The following is a 19,103-nucleotide window of genomic DNA, read 5'->3' as shown; positions in this document are numbered from 1 at the left end:
ATTGTTGTTGTTAACAACCGGTCTGTTGCCGGTAGTGGTGGGCGATCCTAGTCCCGGAAGCTTTCAGCCAGCTTTCGCTTAAGAAACGGGCTACGTTGAATGGACGACTGGTCCTGTATGAAATAAGGACGTGGGAGACAGAGCATGCATGAGCAACACCGAGGCGGCTGCCATTGCGGGCGGGTGCGTTATCAGTTCAGCGGGGCGTTGGTGGATATTGCCCACTGCCACTGTTCGATTTGCCGGCGGGTCAGCGGCGGCTTGGTGACAACCTGGATCACCCTGCCCCGTTCCGCGTTCGTCTGGGTGGCGGGAACGCCGGCGCAGTACGATTCTTCGTCGACGTGGGTGCGGTATTTCTGTTCTAACTGTGGGGCGCACTTGGCGCTGGTGACGCAGCTGAGTTCCGAGAGTATCGATGTGACCATCGCAACCCTGGATCACCCGGAGCTGGCCCCGGCAGATCGGCACATCTGGGTAGAGAGCCGATTGCCGTGGTTGCATCTGGATGAGCAACTACCGGAAGAAGACGGAGAAACGCTCTAGGGCAGTTCGAACCCGCCGGAGGCCTTGTGCAGTGCGCGCAAGTGCTCGCCTAGTTGCTTGAGGTTGGCTTCACATGCGGCAATCTCCGCCGCGCGGGCTGGTTCCAGCAGCGCCCTCACCTCTTTGTCCAGATCGCCGGTCAGCGACTGTAACTGCTTCTGGCGCGCGGCGCTTTCTGACTCCAGGCGTTTGGATTCTGTCGGCTGGGGCAAGCCGTAACCGCTGGTGCCCAGCAGCTCTGCCGGGCGACTGAGGAAGCCGCTGTTGGCGAGGATCTGCTGCAAGGTGGCGTTGGCCTTTTCCATGCCGCCGTTCTTCAGCTCCCGGGCGCCGAGGTAGCGCTGTTTGACTTCATCCTGGGCCAGCATGAGTTGCTTGCGGAAACTCGCCTGCTCCAACAGTAGCAAGGCCGCGCTGGTGCGCAGGTCGGCTTCGGCAAACCATGGGCGACGTTCCTCGGCGCTCAGGGACAACCAATCCTCCACTTCAGCCTGTTTGATCGGCAGGCGCTTTTTCAGGACCTCGAACATCGCCTGGTAACGCTCGCGGAAGGAGTCGAAGTGATAGCCCAGGCGCAGCGCGCGTTTTTTGTCATCCAGCACGCTGGTATCGGCCAGGCCCCGGCCCTTGAGGACTTCCAGCAGGCCATTGGGCGTGATGTTGTCCAGGCCGGTCAACTGCGGGTTGGCGCTGCCGCTGCGTAACAGTTTCAGGCTCTCCACTGCGCAGTTGTTGGAGATGAAGAAGTAGTTGCCGTCGTAGCTCCAGTGCATTTCGGCGGCGTGCTCGACGGTGTCGTTGATCTCCTGGCGCGTCAGTTTCAGGGGCACCGAGGCCAGGCCACGCAGTTCGGTCTTGGTGTACTCGTCGATGACCTGGGACAACGGCAGCACGAACAGCCGCGACGGGTACTTGCCGATCAGGCCGTCCCAGCTTGAAAGCTGTACGTCACCGACAAACGCGCGGTAGGACAGAACCAGGTGCTGATCCAGGTCCAGCCGGCAATCCGGGCCCCGTGGCCGGCCCGGGGCGCAGATCACCAGGCGCAGCATGCTGTGGCCCCAGCGGCTCACCAGGTTCTGGTTGGCTTCGGCCAGCAGGTAGTCGACTTCATAGACCCGCTCGGGGTCGACCTGGCCCAGTGGCGTCTTGGCGAAGTCGTTGCCGGCGTTGAGGAAGGCGTAGGTTTTCGCACAGGTGTCCTTGGCGGGCGGTGCCCAGCCAAAGTGTTCCTTGTAATAGCGGTACAGCGAAGGCCGACGGCAGGCGTAGCTCGGATCGAGGAGGAAGTACTCCATGTTGACCGCGACGAACTCCAGCGCGCTGGTGGTTTCGTAGATGTCCGGGCTGCGAGCCACCTGGTGGTTGTTCTGTTCACGTTCGCCGCGGCGCCCGACGTATTGCGGCCACCCTGCGAGGTCCAGCAGGCGCGGGTCATCACTGAGGGTAAAGCGACGGTCGTTCTGGCCCCGGCATTGATCGGGCAGGCCGATCAGGCCGGTGATGTTGTTCTGGCGGCTGCAACGCTGGATCAGCTTGCGGTCAGCGCTGGACCACAGGCGGGCACGGTCGTAGATGTGGGTCAGTTCATGCAGCACGGTGGCGAGCATTTCCCGGCGCACGGTGCCGTGGGGGCGATTGGTTTTTTGCGTCGCGGCGCTGCCGTCGGTGAGGCTTTCCAACAGGTTGCTGTTGAGGTCCAGTTCGGACACCAGCGAGGCCTGGCCGTAGGCGTTCTCGGGCATCTTATCGGTCCAGCCGAAGTCGATGGTCCGGTCCAGTTGCTCAATGAAGCGTGGCGGCAACGCCAGCATCGCTTCATCCAGCAATGCCTGGCTGGCCTGCTGCTGGGCCGGGCTCAAGCCATCGGTCTTGAGCCGTAGTTGCAGAGCGGCCTGAGCCGCGCTGGCGCCCAGCAGCAAGGTGCCGGCCAGTAGCCAGGCGGCAATGCGCCTCACAGAGAGAGGATAGCTTCGGCGAGGACCTGGTCGCTGGCGTCGCGGGCTTCCGGCACGCGGGTCCGCAGGGTGTCGAAGGCGGCTTCCAGTTGAGCGCCGCGAATCTCACCATTGCTGGCGACGAAACTGGCGGCATCGTCATGGGCTTCGCGTACGACTTTGGAGTCCCGGATGGACGTGGTGGTGTCCGACGTGAAATCGATGGTACGGGCCGAAGCGCGGACGATGATGTTACTGGTGGCCTTCAGGGTTTGTGCCTGGGCAACACCGGCCAATAACAGCAGGCCAAGAGCGGCGGCGATCAGCGGGCTACGCATGGAATGACTCCGAAATACAAAGATGATTATTGGACGAGAATTGCTTGCGCCAGTTCAAGGTCACTGGCGTTAAGTTTTGGCTGGGTATGGCGCAGATAATCCAGCGCTGATTCCAGTCGGGCTCCCCGCCATTGGCCGTCAGTGGCAATGAAAGCGGCAGCGTCATCCTGGGCAGCCAGTATCAGTTTATGGTCGAACGGTGCGGAGGTCACTTTGCTGGTGGCGTACGCACTGACAACGAGGCTCTGGGTGGACAGGTCAAAGGCCAGAACCTGCGTGGACCAGCAGGCGCAAAATAGTACGGGAACGATCAACAGGCGGTATGAAAAAGCCATGGGACTCGACAACTGAAAACGAGCGCCAAGGCTAGCGTAATGCCCGTGCGAGAGCCAGCGCGGAGGGTTCAAGGAGCGCTTGGCGCTCCCCTCTTCCTCGCCTGCGGTCAGATGGCCAGGATCGCTTGGGCCAGTTGAGCGTCAGTCGCGGTGTTCAGTTGCGGGGCCTGTTGGCGGATCTGGGCCAGGGCGCTTTCCAGCTTCACGCCACGGATCGCGCCCTCGCTGGCGACGAAGCTGGCGGCGTCGTCTCGGGCAGCACGCACGACCTTGTTGTCACGCAAGGAGGATGTGGCGTCGGAAGTCGCATCTGAGGTGGCTTTCAGTGCGCCGACGATCGAGTCCGTGGTCACGATCAGGCTGGAGGCGTTGGCATTGGCAGCCAGGGCCAGCAGGGCTGCAGTGCTCAGCAGGCGAAGACGGGACATGGGGTGACTCCTGTAGATGAACGAATAAGGGTGGCACAAAGCCGCTAAGTGAGCAGCAGGACCATGGGCATCAGACGCCCGTTCTACAGGGTTCGCCACGTGGTAAATGGATATTAAGCCGCCGTTTATCTGTTCGGATAGCCACCCGAAGCGATTACTCACTCCAGAACGACTTGGACAGCTCAGCTGCTCGGTCGCCGTGACTGATGCCAGCGTCAGACAATTCCCGCGGATCCAACTGGGCCAGCAGCCAGCGGGTGCGGGAACGTTGCTCCCAGCGAGCAAGCGCTGCGGCCGTGCGCTTGAGTAGCCGTATCAACAGAGGGCGTTGCTGGATTTGGGTATTCATGGCGAGCGCCTTTCATGAGGTTCTGGAACACCATGTTGGGCTGGAAGGTAATACCAGTACAGATACACTAAGTCTTAATTGTACTGCTTAATTGTTATGTTTTTTAAACTGTACCTATCCATATAAAAGCCGACTGTTTTCACTCTCAAAAAACCCAGATCCCAGAAACGACAAAACCCGCCTCCGGTTACCCGGGGCGGGTTTTGTTTTCACAATTCAGAGTGCTGGCGGTGGACCCGGTGGGTCAGGGCCAGCGGACGCTAATTAGCGCCAGAACGGCTTGCTCAGCTCTTCGTAGCGTTGTGCTTCGCTGATACCGGCGTCAGCCAGCAGACGCGAATCCAGACGAGCCAGTTGATGGCGGCTGGAGATGCGGCGCTGCCACAACATCAGGTTGGCGAGAACGCGCAGAGGCAGGGAAGCCTGGGTGTTTACAGCTTTTTCTTCGAAGAACAGATCGGAACTGAGTGTACGTTCCATGATGACATCCTTCCGCTTGTGGCGGGATTAGGTAGTGGTTTAACTGATGCCAATGATCCTCCTCCGGCGCAAGACTCTCTAGATACAGTTCACCTGTATTGTGAGGGGCCAGTTAACTGTTTATAGGGGCTGTACTGTACGAAATTGGAGCAACTGTACCTGTCGGCACTTTTACGGTGCGTTTTAGGCGGTTTTGGAGATTGGGGTAGGATATTTCGGTAGGAAATTACCGGTACAGCAGTACAGTTTTTTATAAAAGTTGAGTTTGGAAACCCGGACTGATGAAACTGTGTTTGCATCAGTCCGAATCTGTATCAATCACGCCTTCAGCATATGCCCGGTTTCTTCCAGGTTGATGTGCCAACTCAGTGCTTCCCGCAAGATATGCGGGGTGTGACCGCCCAGCGCACAGGCTTGGGTGAAGTAGGTATTCAGGGCATCGCGGTACGCCGGATGCACACAGTTGTCGATGATGACCCGAGCCCGCTCCCGCGGCGCCAGGCCCCGTAAGTCGGCCAGGCCGACCTCGGTCACGAGGATATCGACGTCATGCTCGGTATGGTCCACATGGCTGACCATTGGCACCACGCTGGAAATCGCGCCGGCCTTGGCAATCGACTTGGTGACAAAGATCGCCAGGTGCGCGTTGCGCGCAAAGTCGCCCGAGCCGCCAATCCCGTTCATCATCCGGGTGCCGCAGATGTGGGTGGAGTTGACGTTGCCGTAGATGTCGAACTCCAGCGCAGTGTTAATGCCGATGATGCCCAGGCGACGCACCACTTCCGGGTGGTTGGAGATTTCCTGGGGCCGCAGCACGAGCTTCTCTTTATAGCGGTCCAGGTTGCCGAACACGTCGGCGTTGCGCCGTTCCGACAATGTGATCGAGCTGCCTGAGGCAAAGCTCAGCTTGCCGGCATCGATCAGGTCGAACGTGGAATCCTGGAGGACTTCCGAATACATCGTCAGGTCTTCGAACGGCGACTCGATCAAGCCACACATCACCGCGTTGGCAATGTTGCCGATGCCTGCCTGCAGCGGGCCGAGCTTATTGGTCATGCGCCCGGCGTCGACCTCTTCTTTAAGGAAGTTGATCAGGTGATTGGCGATCGACTGAGTGTCACTGTCGGGCGGCGTCACGGTGGAGGCCGAATCCGCCTGATTGGTGATGACGATTGCGACGATCTTCTCCGGCGGGATCGGGATCGCGGTACTGCCGATGCGGTCGTCCACGGCCACCAACGGAATCGGTGTGCGAGTCGGGCGATAGCTTGGGATATAGATGTCGTGCAGACCTTCCAGGTTCGGGTTATGTGCCAGGTTGATCTCGACGATCACCTGCTTGGCGAAAATCGCGAAACTGGCGGAGTTGCCAACGGAAGTGGTCGGCACAATGTGGCCTTGCTCGGTGATCGCTACGGCTTCGATTACCGCAATGTCCGGCAGCTTGAGCTGATTGTTACGCAGTTGCTCGACGGTCTCCGACAAATGCTGGTCGATAAACATCACCTCGCCGGCATTGATCGCCTTGCGCAGGGTGCTATCTACCTGGAATGGCATGCGTCGCGACAGTACACCGGCTTCGGTCAGTTGCTTGTCCAGATCGTTGCCCAGGCTGGCGCCGGTCATCAGGGTGATTTTCAGCGGTGATGTCTTGGCGCGTTCGGCCAAGGCGTGAGGCACGGCCTTGGCTTCACCGGCGCGGGTGAAGCCGCTCATGCCGACGGTCATGCCGTCCTGGATCAGTGCGGCAGCGTCAGCCGCGCTCATGACCTTGTTCAACAACGAAGGCAAGCGGATACGATCACGGTACATGGATTGTTATCTCGGGCTACGGAAGCAAGATGCGCAGTCTAGTGATTTCAAAAAGTTTCGTCCCGCTACCATGGTCGAATGCCAGGCAGCGATTTAGAGCCTTTTGTCGGTTTTCTATCAGCAATAAAAAACCCCAGCCTACTAAAGGCCAGGGTTTTGGGTATTGCGCTGGCGCAGTGTTTATTCGACGGCCTTGACCATGTCTTCGATGACCTTCTTGGCATCGCCGAAGACCATCATGGTCTTGTCCAGGTAGAACAGTTCGTTGTCCAGGCCAGCATAGCCGCTGGCCATCGAGCGCTTGTTGACGATGATGGTCTTGGCCTTGAACGCTTCGAGGATCGGCATGCCCGCAATGGGCGACTTGGGATCGTTCTTGGCGGCCGGGTTGACCACGTCGTTGGCGCCGAGCACCAGCACCACGTCGGCCTGGCCGAACTCGGAGTTGATGTCTTCCATCTCGAACACCTGGTCGTAAGGCACTTCTGCCTCGGCCAGCAGCACGTTCATGTGGCCAGGCATACGGCCGGCAACCGGGTGGATCGCGTACTTCACGGTCACGCCGCGGTGAGTCAGCTTCTCGGTCAGCTCTTTCAGCGCATGTTGCGCCCGGGCTACCGCGAGGCCGTAGCCCGGTACGATGATAACGGTGTCGGCGTTGGTCAGCAGGAAGGTCGCGTCGTCAGCCGAGCCGGACTTCACCGGGCGCGCTTCTTTCGAACCAGTCGGGCCAGCGGCGTCTGCCGTGTTGCCGAAACCGCCGAGCAGCACATTAAAGAAGGAGCGGTTCATCGCCTTGCACATGATGTGCGACAGGATTGCGCCGCTTGAGCCCACCAGCGAGCCGGCGATGATCAGCATCGAGTTGTTCAGCGAGAAGCCGATACCCGCCGCCGCCCAGCCTGAGTAGCTGTTGAGCATCGAGACGACCACCGGCATATCGGCGCCGCCAATCGGGATGATGATCAGCACGCCCAGCACGAATGCCAGGGCCAGCATCAATGCGAAAGCGCTGAGGTTGCCGGTGAACATGAAGGCCAGGCCCAGGCCCAGCGTCAACAGACCCAGCACCAGATTCAGTTTGTGCTGACCGCCGAACTGTACCGGTGCGCCCTGGAACAGGCGGAACTTGTACTTGCCCGACAGCTTGCCGAAGGCGATGACCGAGCCGGAGAAGGTAATTGCACCGATGGCTGCACCGAGGAACAACTCCAGGCGGTTGCCGGCGGGGATCGAATCCCCCAGGTGTTTGACGATGCCCAAGGATTGCGGCTCGACTACGGCGGCAATCGCAATAAACACCGCTGCCAAGCCAATCATGCTGTGCATGAACGCTACCAGCTCCGGCATCTTGGTCATTTCCACGCGCTTGGCCATGATTGAGCCAGCGGTACCACCGACCAATAGGCCAACGATGACGTAGCCGATGCCGGCAGTCGCCAGTTCGGCGCCGAGCTTATAGATGAGGCCCACAGTGGTAAGGACCGCCAGCGCCATGCCGAGCATGCCGAACAGGTTGCCGCGCCGTGAAGTGGTTGGGTGTGACAAGCCTTTGAGGGCTTGGATAAAGCAGATCGACGCGATCAGGTAGAGCGTCGTGACCAGATTCATGCTCATTACTTGGGCGCCTCTTCTTTTACTTTCGGGGCTTTCTTCTTGAACATCTCAAGCATCCTGCGGGTAACTAGGAAGCCACCGAACACATTGACCGCGGCGAGGGCTACGGCCAGGGTGCCCATGGTCTTGCCCAGCGGCGTTACGGTGAGTGCGGCTGCCAGCATGGCGCCGACGATCACGATCGCCGAAATCGCGTTGGTCACGGCCATCAGCGGGGTATGCAGGGCCGGGGTAACGTTCCAGACCACGTGATAACCGACATAAATTGCCAGCACGAAGATGATCAGGTTGTAGATACCGGGGGAGATAAGCTCTTCCATCGTCTGAATCCCTGCTTAGGCGTTTTTGCGGATGACTTGGCCGTCGCGGCACATCAGGCACGCGGCGACGATGTCGTCTTCGAGGTTGATTTCAAACTGCCCTTCCTTGGTGAAGACCAGCTTCAGGAAGTCCAGCAGGTTGCGCGCATACAGCGCCGAGGCGTCGGCTGCGACGGCGCCCGCCAGGTTGGTCGGGCCACAGATGGTCACGCCGTGTTCCACCACCACCTGGTCTGCCACGGTCAGCGGGCAGTTGCCGCCTTGGGCAGCAGCGAGGTCGATGACCACTGAGCCTGGCTTCATCTGTGCCACGGTCTCGGCGCTGAGCAAGGTCGGTGCCTTGCGGCCCGGGATCAATGCGGTGGTGATGACGATGTCGGCTTGCTTGGCACGCTCATGCACGGCCAGGGCCTGACGCTGCATCCAGCTTGTTGGCATCGGGCGTGCGTAGCCGCCGACACCGACGGCGCACTCACGCTCTTCGTCGGTTTCGTAGGGCACGTCGACGAACTTGGCGCCCAGGGATTCGATCTGTTCCTTTACGGCCGGACGCACGTCGGACGCTTCGATGACCGCACCCAGACGTTTCGCGGTAGCGATCGCCTGCAGCCCTGCTACGCCCGCGCCGAGAATCAGCACGCGGGCGGCTTTCACTGTGCCGGCGGCAGTCATCAGCATTGGCATGAAGCGAGGGTAATGATGGGCGGCGAGCAACACGGCCTTGTAGCCGGCGATGTTGGCTTGGGAAGACAGCACATCCAAGCTCTGCGCGCGGGAGGTGCGCGGCGCTGCCTCAAGGGCAAAGGCCGTAACGCCATGCTCGGCCAAGCGGGTGATGGTTTCGTTGCTGAACGGATTGAGCATGCCCACCAGCACGGCGCCGCTTTTGATCAGCGTCAGTTCGCTGTCATTGGGGGCGACCACCTTGAGGATCAACTCGGCGCCGAATGCATCACTGGCGCTGCCAATGGTTGCGCCTGCCGCTTCATAAGCACTGTCGACGACACTGGCATTGACGCCTGCTCCGCTTTGCACAGTGACCTTGTGGCCCTGGCCGATCAGCTTCTTGATGGTTTCCGGGGTGGCAGCCACCCGCGTTTCACCGGTCTGGGTTTCGAGAGGAACACCAATGTGCACGTCAAATCTCCTGCATGATCTTTTTGCTTTGATTTTGTAAAAAGGCCAGTGCACCGCAAGAGGTGCATCTGGGCGGCCGATCAGCACGATCCCGCTGAAATACAGCGGGGCGCGGCATTTTGCAGGCGAACTTTACGGCCTTCAAGAGATTATGACGGGTGACGAAAAATTAACTACAAGTCACCCTGTGACTGATTGTCGCAATACTTACTAATAAATCTTTAAAATACAGGTGGTTAAAGGCTTATAGCTGAAATGTGAGCTGTTTTCCATCGCCGATGTGAATGGCTGTGTATCGCTGGGACTTTATGGCTACAGGCCAATATATGCATGGCTTTAAGGCTTGTTTAGAGGCAAAAACTACGGTCTTCTAAATTGCGACATATATATACATATGTAGGTATTTACAATATTTGACTACAGGGTCAGCTTGTTGGGTTTCCCCTTTAAATATTGAGGTTATAGCGTTGTGACTGGTCGATCAGCCAGTCTCTGAATGCGTGGAGAGAGGCAGATTCGACTTTTCTCTCGGGAATCATCAGGTAGTAAGCCTTCGAGCTCGCCAATACCTGAGGGCTGGCGACCACCAGGTGCCCTTCCTTCAATTCCCTCTGAATAAGGAACGGCGGGATCAGTGCGACGCCCATGTCGTGCATGGCTGCCTGGGACAACATGGAGAATAGCTCGTAACGCGGGCCTGTCATGTCGCGGGGTATGTCCAGCTGTTGCGCGTTGAACCATTGGCGCCAGGCGTAGGGTCGTGTGGTTTGCTGCAGGAGAGGCAGTTCGGCAATTTCCTGCGCGGAGAAGTGCGTTCGCTCACCCAGCAAGCGTGGGCTACATACCGGAAGCGGGTTTTCTCCCATCAGTTTGTGGGATTCGGTACCGGACCAGTCGGCATCGCCAAAGTAGATCGCGGCATCAAATTCGGTATCGGCGAACAGGAAAGGCCGTGTGCGGTTGGTGAGGTTGACGGTGACTTCGGGGTGTTTGCGCTGGAAGTCCTTGAGGCGCGGAATCAGCCATTGGGTGCCGAAGGTCGGTACCACCGCCAGTTCGATAACGTTGGTGCCCTGCTGGCCCATGACCGATAAGGTGTCGCGCTCGACCGCGTCCAGCTGCGTAGCCACTCGGCGGCTGTAGGAAAGCCCGGCTTCCGTCAGTTTTACGCCTCGGCGCGAGCGTCGAAACAGCTCGACACTCAAAAAGTCCTCGAGGCTGGCGATCTGTCGGCAGATTGCGCCCTGAGTGATCGAAAGCTCCTGCGCAGCCTTGGTAAAGCTCTCGTGGCGGGCTGCTGCCTCAAAACTGACCAGCGCCGTGGTGCTGGGAATCTTTCTGCGCATATACCGTAGCCTCACAAGTAAAAGTCATCCATGGCGGTTCTGGATGTTACGGAGTGAGAAATTAGCACAAGGCTATGCAAAAACCTCGTTTGCCCTCCTCGCCTGGCCGGCCTAGGCTCCATGCACGACTTTTGATTTACTTCGCGAGGACTCACTCATGGGCGGTAAGGCAAGCTTCAACTGGATCGATCCACTGCTGCTGGATTCACAGCTCACCGAAGAAGAGCGCATGGTGCGCGACAGTGCCGAGCAGTTCGCCCAGGACAAGCTGGCGCCGCGTGTGCTCGAAGCTTTCCGCCATGAAAAGACTGACCCTGCGATCTTCCGCGAAATGGGCGAGACCGGCTTGCTGGGGGCGATGATTCCGGAGCAGTACGGTGGCAGCGGTCTGAACTACGTCAGCTATGGCCTGATCGCACGTGAGGTCGAGCGTGTGGACTCCGGCTACCGTTCGATGATGAGTGTGCAGTCCTCGTTGGTGATGGTGCCTATCAATGAGTTCGGCACCGAAGCGCAAAAGCAGAAATACCTGCCGAAGCTGGCCTCTGGCGAATGGATTGGCTGCTTTGGTCTGACAGAACCTAACCATGGTTCCGACCCGGGAGCGATGATTACTCGTGCGCGTAAGGTGGATGGCGGCTACAGCCTCACTGGCAGCAAGATGTGGATCACCAACAGCCCGATTGCCGATGTGTTCGTCGTGTGGGGCAAGGACGATGCGGGCGACATCCGCGGCTTCGTCCTGGAAAAGGGTTGGAAAGGCCTGAGTGCTCCGGCGATCCACGGCAAGGTCGGATTGCGCGCTTCGATCACCGGTGAAATCGTCATGGATAACGTGTTTGTTCCTGAGGAGAACATCTTCCCGGATGTGCGTGGCCTGAAAGGACCGTTCACTTGCCTTAACTCGGCACGCTACGGGATCTCGTGGGGGGCGTTGGGGGCTGCAGAGTTCTGCTGGCATACCGCGCGTCAGTACACCCTTGATCGTCAACAGTTCGGGCGCCCATTGGCGGCTACCCAGTTGATCCAGAAGAAGCTCGCAGACATGCAGACTGAGATCACCCTCGCCCTGCAAGGTTGCCTGCGGTTGGGTCGCATGAAAGATGAAGGCACTGCGGCTGTGGAAATCACCTCGATCATGAAGCGCAACTCCTGTGGCAAGTCCCTCGACATTGCCCGGATGGCGCGTGACATGCTTGGTGGGAACGGCATCTCCGATGAGTTCGGCATTGCCCGTCACCTGGTCAACCTTGAGGTGGTAAACACCTATGAGGGTACCCACGACGTGCATGCGTTGATCCTGGGGCGCGCGCAAACCGGTATTCAGGCGTTCTATTAATAGGAGGACGACCATGGGCGCGCTATCGCACCTGCGGGTACTGGATTTGTCGCGAGTGCTGGCGGGCCCTTGGGCCGGGCAGATACTGGCGGACCTCGGCGCTGAAGTGATCAAGGTCGAGCGGCCCGGCAACGGCGACGACACTCGTGCCTGGGGGCCGCCCTTCCTCAAGGATGCCTATGGGGAGAACACCACTGAGGCGGCGTATTACTTGTCGGCCAATCGCAACAAGGAATCGGTGACGATCGACTTCACGCGGCCGGAGGGTCAGAAGCTGGTGCGTGACCTAGCGGCGAAGTCCGACATTCTGATCGAGAACTTCAAGGTTGGGGGCTTGGCGGCCTATGGGCTGGACTATGAGTCGCTCAAGGAGATCAATCCGGAGTTGATCTACTGCTCTATTACCGGATTTGGCCAGACTGGGCCCTATGCGACGAGGGCGGGCTACGACTTCATGATCCAGGGGCTTGGCGGGCTGATGAGTCTGACTGGCCGCCCTGAGGGTGAAGACGGCGCCGGGCCGGTCAAGGTGGGTGTAGCGCTGACGGATATTCTTACGGGACTCTATTCAACGGTTGCGATTCTGGCGGCCATGGCTCACCGAGATCATGACGGCGGTGGTCAGCATATCGATATGGCGCTGCTGGATGTGCAGGTGGCTTGTCTGGCCAATCAGGCAATGAACTACCTGACGACGGGAGTCTCTCCCAAGCGTTTGGGTAACGCTCATCCGAATATTGTGCCGTATCAGGATTTTCCTACGGCGGATGGCGACTTCATTCTTACTGTGGGTAACGACGGGCAGTTCCGCAAGTTCGCCGAGGTGGCTGGGCAGCCCCAGTGGGCGGATGATCCTCGGTTTGCCACTAATAAGCTGCGAGTGGCCAATAGAGCGACGCTGATCCCGTTGATTCGTCAGGCTACTGTGTTCAAGACCACTGCTGAATGGGTCGCTCAGCTGGAGCGGGTGGGCGTGCCTTGTGGGCCGATCAATGATTTGGCGCAGGTGTTTGCCGATCCTCAGGTAAAGGCGCGTGGGTTGGCGATGCAGTTGCCTCATGCGTTGGCTGGGATGGTGCCCCAAGTGGCCAGTCCTATGCGCTTGTCCAAGACGCCCGTTGAATATCGTAGTGCGCCGCCCCTATTGGGTGAGCATACCCATCAGGTGCTGCAGCAAGTGCTGGGTTTGACGCCTGCGAGTGTATCGGCTCTAAAGGAGGCTGGAGTCATCTGAGGGCCCTCTTCTATATAGAGGGCTGTTTAGGCTCTCTATAGAGAAGAGAGTTGGTCGAATTTTAGTCAGAAGTGCCTATTTGATAGAAATCCTGAATTAAGGGTTGACGGCAGATTCTGGAAGTCTATAATTCGCCCCACTTCCGGCGCAGTCGAAACGGAAAACTCCTTGGTAAACAAAGAGTTATGTAGGTTTCGACAGCGAGCTGCTTCAGATCATCGAAGCCCAGAAGGAGTTAGTAAGGCAGTGTTGTTTAGCCCTATTAACGGTTCGATCTTCTCGGTCGAAAGCGGAGAAAAAGAGGTGTTGACAGCAGCGTGTAACGCTGTAGAATTCGCCTCCCGCTAACGAGAGATCGGAAGCGCAAGTGGTTGAAGTTACAAAGGAAACTTTGAAAACTTCTTAAAAAACCGCTTGACAGCAACAGAGGCTGCTGTAGAATGCGCGCCTCGGTTGAGACGAAAGATCTTAACCAACCGCTCTTTAACAACTGAATCAAGCAATTCGTGTGGGTGCTTGTGGAGTCAGACTGATAGTCAACAAGATTATCAGCATCACAAGTTACTCCGCGAGAAATCAAAGATGTAACCAACGATTGCTGAGCCAAGTTTAGGGTTTCTTAAAAACCCAAAGATGTTTGAACTGAAGAGTTTGATCATGGCTCAGATTGAACGCTGGCGGCAGGCCTAACACATGCAAGTCGAGCGGTAGAGAGAAGCTTGCTTCTCTTGAGAGCGGCGGACGGGTGAGTAATGCCTAGGAATCTGCCTGGTAGTGGGGGATAACGTTCGGAAACGGACGCTAATACCGCATACGTCCTACGGGAGAAAGCAGGGGACCTTCGGGCCTTGCGCTATCAGATGAGCCTAGGTCGGATTAGCTAGTTGGTGGGGTAATGGCTCACCAAGGCGACGATCCGTAACTGGTCTGAGAGGATGATCAGTCACACTGGAACTGAGACACGGTCCAGACTCCTACGGGAGGCAGCAGTGGGGAATATTGGACAATGGGCGAAAGCCTGATCCAGCCATGCCGCGTGTGTGAAGAAGGTCTTCGGATTGTAAAGCACTTTAAGTTGGGAGGAAGGGCAGTAAATTAATACTTTGCTGTTTTGACGTTACCGACAGAATAAGCACCGGCTAACTCTGTGCCAGCAGCCGCGGTAATACAGAGGGTGCAAGCGTTAATCGGAATTACTGGGCGTAAAGCGCGCGTAGGTGGTTCGTTAAGTTGGATGTGAAATCCCCGGGCTCAACCTGGGAACTGCATTCAAAACTGACGAGCTAGAGTATGGTAGAGGGTGGTGGAATTTCCTGTGTAGCGGTGAAATGCGTAGATATAGGAAGGAACACCAGTGGCGAAGGCGACCACCTGGACTGATACTGACACTGAGGTGCGAAAGCGTGGGGAGCAAACAGGATTAGATACCCTGGTAGTCCACGCCGTAAACGATGTCAACTAGCCGTTGGGAGCCTTGAGCTCTTAGTGGCGCAGCTAACGCATTAAGTTGACCGCCTGGGGAGTACGGCCGCAAGGTTAAAACTCAAATGAATTGACGGGGGCCCGCACAAGCGGTGGAGCATGTGGTTTAATTCGAAGCAACGCGAAGAACCTTACCAGGCCTTGACATCCAATGAACTTTCTAGAGATAGATTGGTGCCTTCGGGAACATTGAGACAGGTGCTGCATGGCTGTCGTCAGCTCGTGTCGTGAGATGTTGGGTTAAGTCCCGTAACGAGCGCAACCCTTGTCCTTAGTTACCAGCACGTCATGGTGGGCACTCTAAGGAGACTGCCGGTGACAAACCGGAGGAAGGTGGGGATGACGTCAAGTCATCATGGCCCTTACGGCCTGGGCTACACACGTGCTACAATGGTCGGTACAGAGGGTTGCCAAGCCGCGAGGTGGAGCTAATCCCAGAAAACCGATCGTAGTCCGGATCGCAGTCTGCAACTCGACTGCGTGAAGTCGGAATCGCTAGTAATCGCGAATCAGAATGTCGCGGTGAATACGTTCCCGGGCCTTGTACACACCGCCCGTCACACCATGGGAGTGGGTTGCACCAGAAGTAGCTAGTCTAACCTTCGGGAGGACGGTTACCACGGTGTGATTCATGACTGGGGTGAAGTCGTAACAAGGTAGCCGTAGGGGAACCTGCGGCTGGATCACCTCCTTAATCGACGACATCAGCTGCTCCATAAGTTCCCACACGAATTGCTTGATTCATTGAAGAAGACGATAAGAAGCAGCCCGAAATTGGGTCTGTAGCTCAGTTGGTTAGAGCGCACCCCTGATAAGGGTGAGGTCGGCAGTTCGAATCTGCCCAGACCCACCAATTTTGTGTGGGAAACGCCTGTAGAAATACGGGGCCATAGCTCAGCTGGGAGAGCGCCTGCCTTGCACGCAGGAGGTCAACGGTTCGATCCCGTTTGGCTCCACCACTACTGCTTCTACGTTATGAAAGCTTAGAAATGAGCATTCCATCGTTGTGATGGTGAATGTTGATTTCTAGTCTTTGATTAGATCGTTCTTTAAAAATTTGGGTATGTGATAGAAAGATAGACTGAACGTTACTTTCACTGGTAACGGATCAGGCTAAGGTAAAATTTGTGAGTAATTGCGAATTTTCGGCGAATGTCGTCTTCACAGTATAACCAGATTGCTTGGGGTTATATGGTCAAGTGAAGAAGCGCATACGGTGGATGCCTTGGCAGTCAGAGGCGATGAAAGACGTGGTAGCCTGCGAAAAGCTTCGGGGAGTCGGCAAACAGACTTTGATCCGGAGATGTCTGAATGGGGGAACCCAGCCATCATAAGATGGTTACCTTACACTGAATACATAGGTGTATGGAGCGAACCAGGGGAACTGAAACATCTAAGTACCCTGAGGAAAAGAAATCAACCGAGATTCCCTTAGTAGTGGCGAGCGAACGGGGACTAGCCCTTAAGTGGCTTTGAGATTAGCGGAACGCTCTGGAAAGTGCGGCCATAGTGGGTGATAGCCCTGTACGCGAAAATCTCTTAGTCATGAAATCGAGTAGGACGGAGCACGAGAAACTTTGTCTGAATATGGGGGGACCATCCTCCAAGGCTAAATACTACTGACTGACCGATAGTGAACTAGTACCGTGAGGGAAAGGCGAAAAGAACCCCGGAGAGGGGAGTGAAATAGATCCTGAAACCGTATGCGTACAAGCAGTGGGAGCAGACTTTGTTCTGTGACTGCGTACCTTTTGTATAATGGGTCAGCGACTTATTTTCAGTGGCGAGCTTAACCGAATAGGGGAGGCGTAGCGAAAGCGAGTCTTAATAGGGCGTCTAGTCGCTGGGAATAGACCCGAAACCGGGCGATCTATCCATGGGCAGGTTGAAGGTTGGGTAACACTAACTGGAGGACCGAACCGACTACCGTTGAAAAGTTAGCGGATGACCTGTGGATCGGAGTGAAAGGCTAATCAAGCTCGGAGATAGCTGGTTCTCCTCGAAAGCTATTTAGGTAGCGCCTCATGTATCACTGTAGGGGGTAGAGCACTGTTTCGGCTAGGGGGTCATCCCGACTTACCAAACCGATGCAAACTCCGAATACCTACAAGTGCCGAGCATGGGAGACACACGGCGGGTGCTAACGTCCGTCGTGAAAAGGGAAACAACCCAGACCGTCAGCTAAGGTCCCAAAGTTATGGTTAAGTGGGAAACGATGTGGGAAGGCTTAGACAGCTAGGAGGTTGGCTTAGAAGCAGCCACCCTTTAAAGAAAGCGTAATAGCTCACTAGTCGAGTCGGCCTGCGCGGAAGATGTAACGGGGCTCAAACCATACACCGAAGCTACGGGTATCATCTTCGGATGATGCGGTAGAGGAGCGTTCTGTAAGCCTGTGAAGGTGAGTTGAGAAGCTTGCTGGAGGTATCAGAAGTGCGAATGCTGACATGAGTAACGATAATGGGTGTGAAAAACACCCACGCCGAAAGACCAAGGTTTCCTGCGCAACGTTAATCGACGCAGGGTTAGTCGGTCCCTAAGGCGAGGCTGAAAAGCGTAGTCGATGGAAAACAGGTTAATATTCCTGTACTTCTGGTTATTGCGATGGAGGGACGGAGAAGGCTAGGCCAGCTTGGCGTTGGTTGTCCAAGTTTAAGGTGGTAGGCTGGAATCTTAGGTAAATCCGGGATTCTAAGGCCGAGAGCTGATGACGAGTTATCTTTTAGATGACGAAGTGGTTGATGCCATGCTTCCAAGAAAAGCTTCTAAGCTTCAGGTAACCAGGAACCGTACCCCAAACCGACACAGGTGGTTGGGTAGAGAATACCAAGGCGCTTGAGAGAACTCGGGTGAAGGAACTAGGCAAAATGGCACCGTAACTTCGGGAGAAGGTGCGCCGGTGAGGGTGAAGGACTTGCTCCGTAAGCTCATGCCGGTCGAAGATACCAGGCCGCTGCGACTGTTTATTAAAAACACAGCACTCTGCAAACACGAAAGTGGACGTATAGGGTGTGACGCCTGCCCGGTGCCGGAAGGTTAATTGATGGGGTTAGCTAACGCGAAGCTCTTGATCGAAGCCCCGGTAAACGGCGGCCGTAACTATAACGGTCCTAAGGTAGCGAAATTCCTTGTCGGGTAAGTTCCGACCTGCACGAATGGCGTAACGATGGCGGCGCTGTCTCCACCCGAGACTCAGTGAAATTGAAATCGCTGTGAAGATGCAGTGTATCCGCGGCTAGACGGAAAGACCCCGTGAACCTTTACTATAGCTTTGCACTGGACTTTGAATTTGCTTGTGTAGGATAGGTGGGAGGCTTTGAAGCGTGGACGCCAGTTCGCGTGGAGCCAACCTTGAAATACCACCCTGGCAACTTTGAGGTTCTAACTCAGGTCCGTTATCCGGATCGAGGACAGTGTATGGTGGGTAGTTTGACTGGGGCGGTCTCCTCCTAAAGAGTAACGGAGGAGTACGAAGGTGCGCTCAGACCGGTCGGAAATCGGTCGTAGAGTATAAAGGCAAAAGCGCGCTTGACTGCGAGACAGACACGTCGAGCAGGTACGAAAGTAGGTCTTAGTGATCCGGTGGTTCTGTATGGAAGGGCCATCGCTCAACGGATAAAAGGTACTCCGGGGATAACAGGCTGATACCGCCCAAGAGTTCATATCGACGGCGGTGTTTGGCACCTCGATGTCGGCTCATCACATCCTGGGGCTGAAGCCGGTCCCAAGGGTATGGCTGTTCGCCATTTAAAGTGGTACGCGAGCTGGGTTTAGAACGTCGTGAGACAGTTCGGTCCCTATCTGCCGTGGACGTTTGAGATTTGAGAGGGGCTGCTCCTAGTACGAGAGGACCGGAGTGGACGAACCTCTGGTGTTCCGGTTGTCACGCCAGTGGCATTGCCGGGTAGCTATGTTCGGAATAGATAACCGCTGAAAGCATCTAAGCGGGAAACTAGCCTCAAGATGAGATCTCACTGGAACCTTGAGTTCCCTGAAGGGCCGTCGAAGACTACGACGTTGATAGGTTGGGTGTGTAAGCGCTGTGAGGCGTTGAGCTAACCAATACTAATTGCCCGTGAGGCTTGACCATATAACACCCAAGCAATTTGAGTCGAAGAGACCAGATTGCGGTGTGTGAAGACGAAACGAACCGAAAGTTCGAGAAACTCACAAAACACCGAAGCTATCACATACCCAATTTGCTGAAGCGAGGCCAACTGGTCACGACTCAGTACCCGAATTTCTTGACGACCATAGAGCATTGGAACCACCTGATCCCATCCCGAACTCAGCAGTGAAACGATGCATCGCCGATGGTAGTGTGGGGTTTCCCCATGTGAGAGTAGGTCATCGTCAAGATTAAATTCTGAAACCCCTGATTGCTAACGCAATCAGGGGTTTTGTTT

Annotated in this window: 14 protein-coding genes, 2 tRNA genes and 3 rRNA genes; 8 read left to right on the top strand and 11 right to left on the bottom strand. The window is 56.5% G+C overall.

Features of this window, described 5'->3' with window-relative positions; all coding sequences use genetic code 11:
• The first annotated feature begins 144 nt into the window (after positions 1–144).
• Entirely contained in the window at positions 145–546 is a 402-nt protein-coding gene (locus tag JFU58_RS10815) for a GFA family protein (RefSeq protein ID WP_093203234.1), read from the top strand.
• Here the strand turns inward: JFU58_RS10815 and JFU58_RS10810 are convergent.
• From JFU58_RS10810 to JFU58_RS10760, 11 genes are all read right to left on the bottom strand, one after another.
• The gene (locus JFU58_RS10810) at positions 543–2,504 is read right to left on the bottom strand and encodes a DUF7844 domain-containing protein (RefSeq protein ID WP_201140643.1); all 1,962 of its coding nucleotides are present in this window, start codon (positions 2,502–2,504) and stop codon (positions 543–545) included. The two genes, JFU58_RS10815 and JFU58_RS10810, sit on opposite strands and share 4 nt — an antisense overlap.
• Positions 2,501–2,821 (bottom strand): DUF2388 domain-containing protein, encoded by a 321-nt coding sequence (locus JFU58_RS10805; protein WP_003214760.1) that lies wholly within the window; start codon positions 2,819–2,821, stop codon positions 2,501–2,503. The genes JFU58_RS10810 and JFU58_RS10805 overlap by 4 nt, the downstream gene beginning before the upstream one ends.
• Before the next feature lie 26 nt (positions 2,822–2,847).
• Positions 2,848–3,156: a DUF2388 domain-containing protein gene (locus tag JFU58_RS10800; protein WP_017477999.1), complete on the bottom strand. Its 309-nt coding sequence runs from the start codon at positions 3,154–3,156 to the stop codon at positions 2,848–2,850.
• A gap of 107 nt (positions 3,157–3,263) precedes the next feature.
• Positions 3,264–3,584, bottom strand: coding sequence for a DUF2388 domain-containing protein (locus JFU58_RS10795; RefSeq protein WP_017478000.1), 321 nt, complete (start codon positions 3,582–3,584; stop codon positions 3,264–3,266).
• 154 nt (positions 3,585–3,738) lie between these two features.
• Positions 3,739–3,933 (bottom strand): DUF1127 domain-containing protein, encoded by a 195-nt coding sequence (locus tag JFU58_RS10790; RefSeq protein ID WP_201140641.1) that lies wholly within the window; start codon positions 3,931–3,933, stop codon positions 3,739–3,741.
• 264 nt (positions 3,934–4,197) lie between these two features.
• On the bottom strand, positions 4,198–4,413 hold the full coding sequence (locus JFU58_RS10785; RefSeq protein ID WP_003214752.1) for a DUF1127 domain-containing protein: 216 nt from the start codon (positions 4,411–4,413) through the stop codon (positions 4,198–4,200).
• Between the two features lie 318 nt (positions 4,414–4,731).
• Positions 4,732–6,225: an acetyl-CoA hydrolase/transferase family protein gene (locus tag JFU58_RS10780; RefSeq protein WP_177069799.1), complete on the bottom strand. Its 1,494-nt coding sequence runs from the start codon at positions 6,223–6,225 to the stop codon at positions 4,732–4,734.
• A gap of 180 nt (positions 6,226–6,405) precedes the next feature.
• Positions 6,406–7,842 carry an NAD(P)(+) transhydrogenase (Re/Si-specific) subunit beta gene (locus JFU58_RS10775; protein ID WP_201140640.1) on the bottom strand — a complete coding sequence of 479 codons (1,437 nt, stop codon included), beginning with the start codon at positions 7,840–7,842 and terminating at the stop codon, positions 6,406–6,408.
• Positions 7,842–8,162 carry an NAD(P) transhydrogenase subunit alpha gene (locus tag JFU58_RS10770; RefSeq protein ID WP_003187417.1) on the bottom strand — a complete coding sequence of 107 codons (321 nt, stop codon included), beginning with the start codon at positions 8,160–8,162 and terminating at the stop codon, positions 7,842–7,844. The genes JFU58_RS10775 and JFU58_RS10770 overlap by 1 nt, the downstream gene beginning before the upstream one ends.
• 15 nt (positions 8,163–8,177) lie before the next feature.
• On the bottom strand, positions 8,178–9,299 hold the full coding sequence (locus JFU58_RS10765) for a Re/Si-specific NAD(P)(+) transhydrogenase subunit alpha (protein WP_017478003.1): 1,122 nt from the start codon (positions 9,297–9,299) through the stop codon (positions 8,178–8,180).
• Between the two features lie 446 nt (positions 9,300–9,745).
• Positions 9,746–10,645: a LysR family transcriptional regulator gene (locus JFU58_RS10760; protein ID WP_017478004.1), complete on the bottom strand. Its 900-nt coding sequence runs from the start codon at positions 10,643–10,645 to the stop codon at positions 9,746–9,748.
• Positions 10,646–10,802: 157 nt separating this feature from the next.
• On the opposite strand from JFU58_RS10760, the gene JFU58_RS10755 reads away from it, so the two are divergent.
• The 7 genes from JFU58_RS10755 (at position 10,803) to rrf (ending at position 19,056) form a co-directional block, all read left to right on the top strand.
• Positions 10,803–11,984 (top strand): acyl-CoA dehydrogenase, encoded by a 1,182-nt coding sequence (locus tag JFU58_RS10755; RefSeq protein ID WP_010168706.1) that lies wholly within the window; start codon positions 10,803–10,805, stop codon positions 11,982–11,984.
• 13 nt (positions 11,985–11,997) lie between these two features.
• Complete coding sequence (locus JFU58_RS10750) at positions 11,998–13,218, top strand: CaiB/BaiF CoA transferase family protein (protein ID WP_017478005.1); 1,221 nt, start codon at positions 11,998–12,000, stop codon at positions 13,216–13,218.
• A 639-nt stretch (positions 13,219–13,857) separates the two neighbouring features.
• Positions 13,858–15,394 (top strand): 16S ribosomal RNA (locus JFU58_RS10745).
• 82 nt (positions 15,395–15,476) lie between these two features.
• A tRNA-Ile gene (locus JFU58_RS10740) sits at positions 15,477–15,553 on the top strand.
• A gap of 30 nt (positions 15,554–15,583) precedes the next feature.
• A tRNA-Ala gene (locus JFU58_RS10735) sits at positions 15,584–15,659 on the top strand.
• Positions 15,660–15,893: 234 nt separating this feature from the next.
• Positions 15,894–18,787: ribosomal RNA gene (locus tag JFU58_RS10730) — 23S ribosomal RNA — on the top strand.
• Positions 18,788–18,940: 153 nt separating this feature from the next.
• A 5S ribosomal RNA gene (gene rrf / locus JFU58_RS10725) occupies positions 18,941–19,056 on the top strand.
• Together the 16S, 23S and 5S rRNA genes with 2 tRNA genes alongside form the textbook arrangement of a ribosomal RNA operon.
• The last annotated feature ends 47 nt before the right edge of the window (positions 19,057–19,103 follow it).

Source organism: Pseudomonas sp. TH34 (assembly GCF_016650865.1).
In the GTDB taxonomy this organism is placed as follows: domain Bacteria; phylum Pseudomonadota; class Gammaproteobacteria; order Pseudomonadales; family Pseudomonadaceae; genus Aquipseudomonas; species Aquipseudomonas yamanorum.
This window is presented reverse-complemented; position numbering and strand designations above follow the sequence as displayed.

Bases quoted from the DNA above. Each gene is read 5' to 3' on its own strand.
- JFU58_RS10785 (WP_003214752.1), bottom strand. From the start codon at position 4,413: ATGGAACGTACACTCAGTTCCGATCTGTTCTTCGAAGAAAAAGCTGTA.
- JFU58_RS10805 (WP_003214760.1), bottom strand. From the start codon at position 2,821: ATGCGTAGCCCGCTGATCGCCGCCGCTCTTGGCCTGCTGTTATTGGCC.
- JFU58_RS10750 (WP_017478005.1), top strand. From the start codon at position 11,998: ATGGGCGCGCTATCGCACCTGCGGGTACTGGATTTGTCGCGAGTGCTG.
- JFU58_RS10775 (WP_201140640.1), bottom strand. From the start codon at position 7,842: ATGAGCATGAATCTGGTCACGACGCTCTACCTGATCGCGTCGATCTGC.
- JFU58_RS10755 (WP_010168706.1), top strand. From the start codon at position 10,803: ATGGGCGGTAAGGCAAGCTTCAACTGGATCGATCCACTGCTGCTGGAT.
- JFU58_RS10780 (WP_177069799.1), bottom strand. From the start codon at position 6,225: ATGTACCGTGATCGTATCCGCTTGCCTTCGTTGTTGAACAAGGTCATG.
- JFU58_RS10800 (WP_017477999.1), bottom strand. From the start codon at position 3,156: ATGGCTTTTTCATACCGCCTGTTGATCGTTCCCGTACTATTTTGCGCC.
- JFU58_RS10790 (WP_201140641.1), bottom strand. From the start codon at position 3,933: ATGAATACCCAAATCCAGCAACGCCCTCTGTTGATACGGCTACTCAAG.
- JFU58_RS10815 (WP_093203234.1), top strand. From the start codon at position 145: ATGCATGAGCAACACCGAGGCGGCTGCCATTGCGGGCGGGTGCGTTAT.
- JFU58_RS10795 (WP_017478000.1), bottom strand. From the start codon at position 3,584: ATGTCCCGTCTTCGCCTGCTGAGCACTGCAGCCCTGCTGGCCCTGGCT.
- JFU58_RS10760 (WP_017478004.1), bottom strand. From the start codon at position 10,645: ATGCGCAGAAAGATTCCCAGCACCACGGCGCTGGTCAGTTTTGAGGCA.
- JFU58_RS10770 (WP_003187417.1), bottom strand. From the start codon at position 8,162: ATGGAAGAGCTTATCTCCCCCGGTATCTACAACCTGATCATCTTCGTG.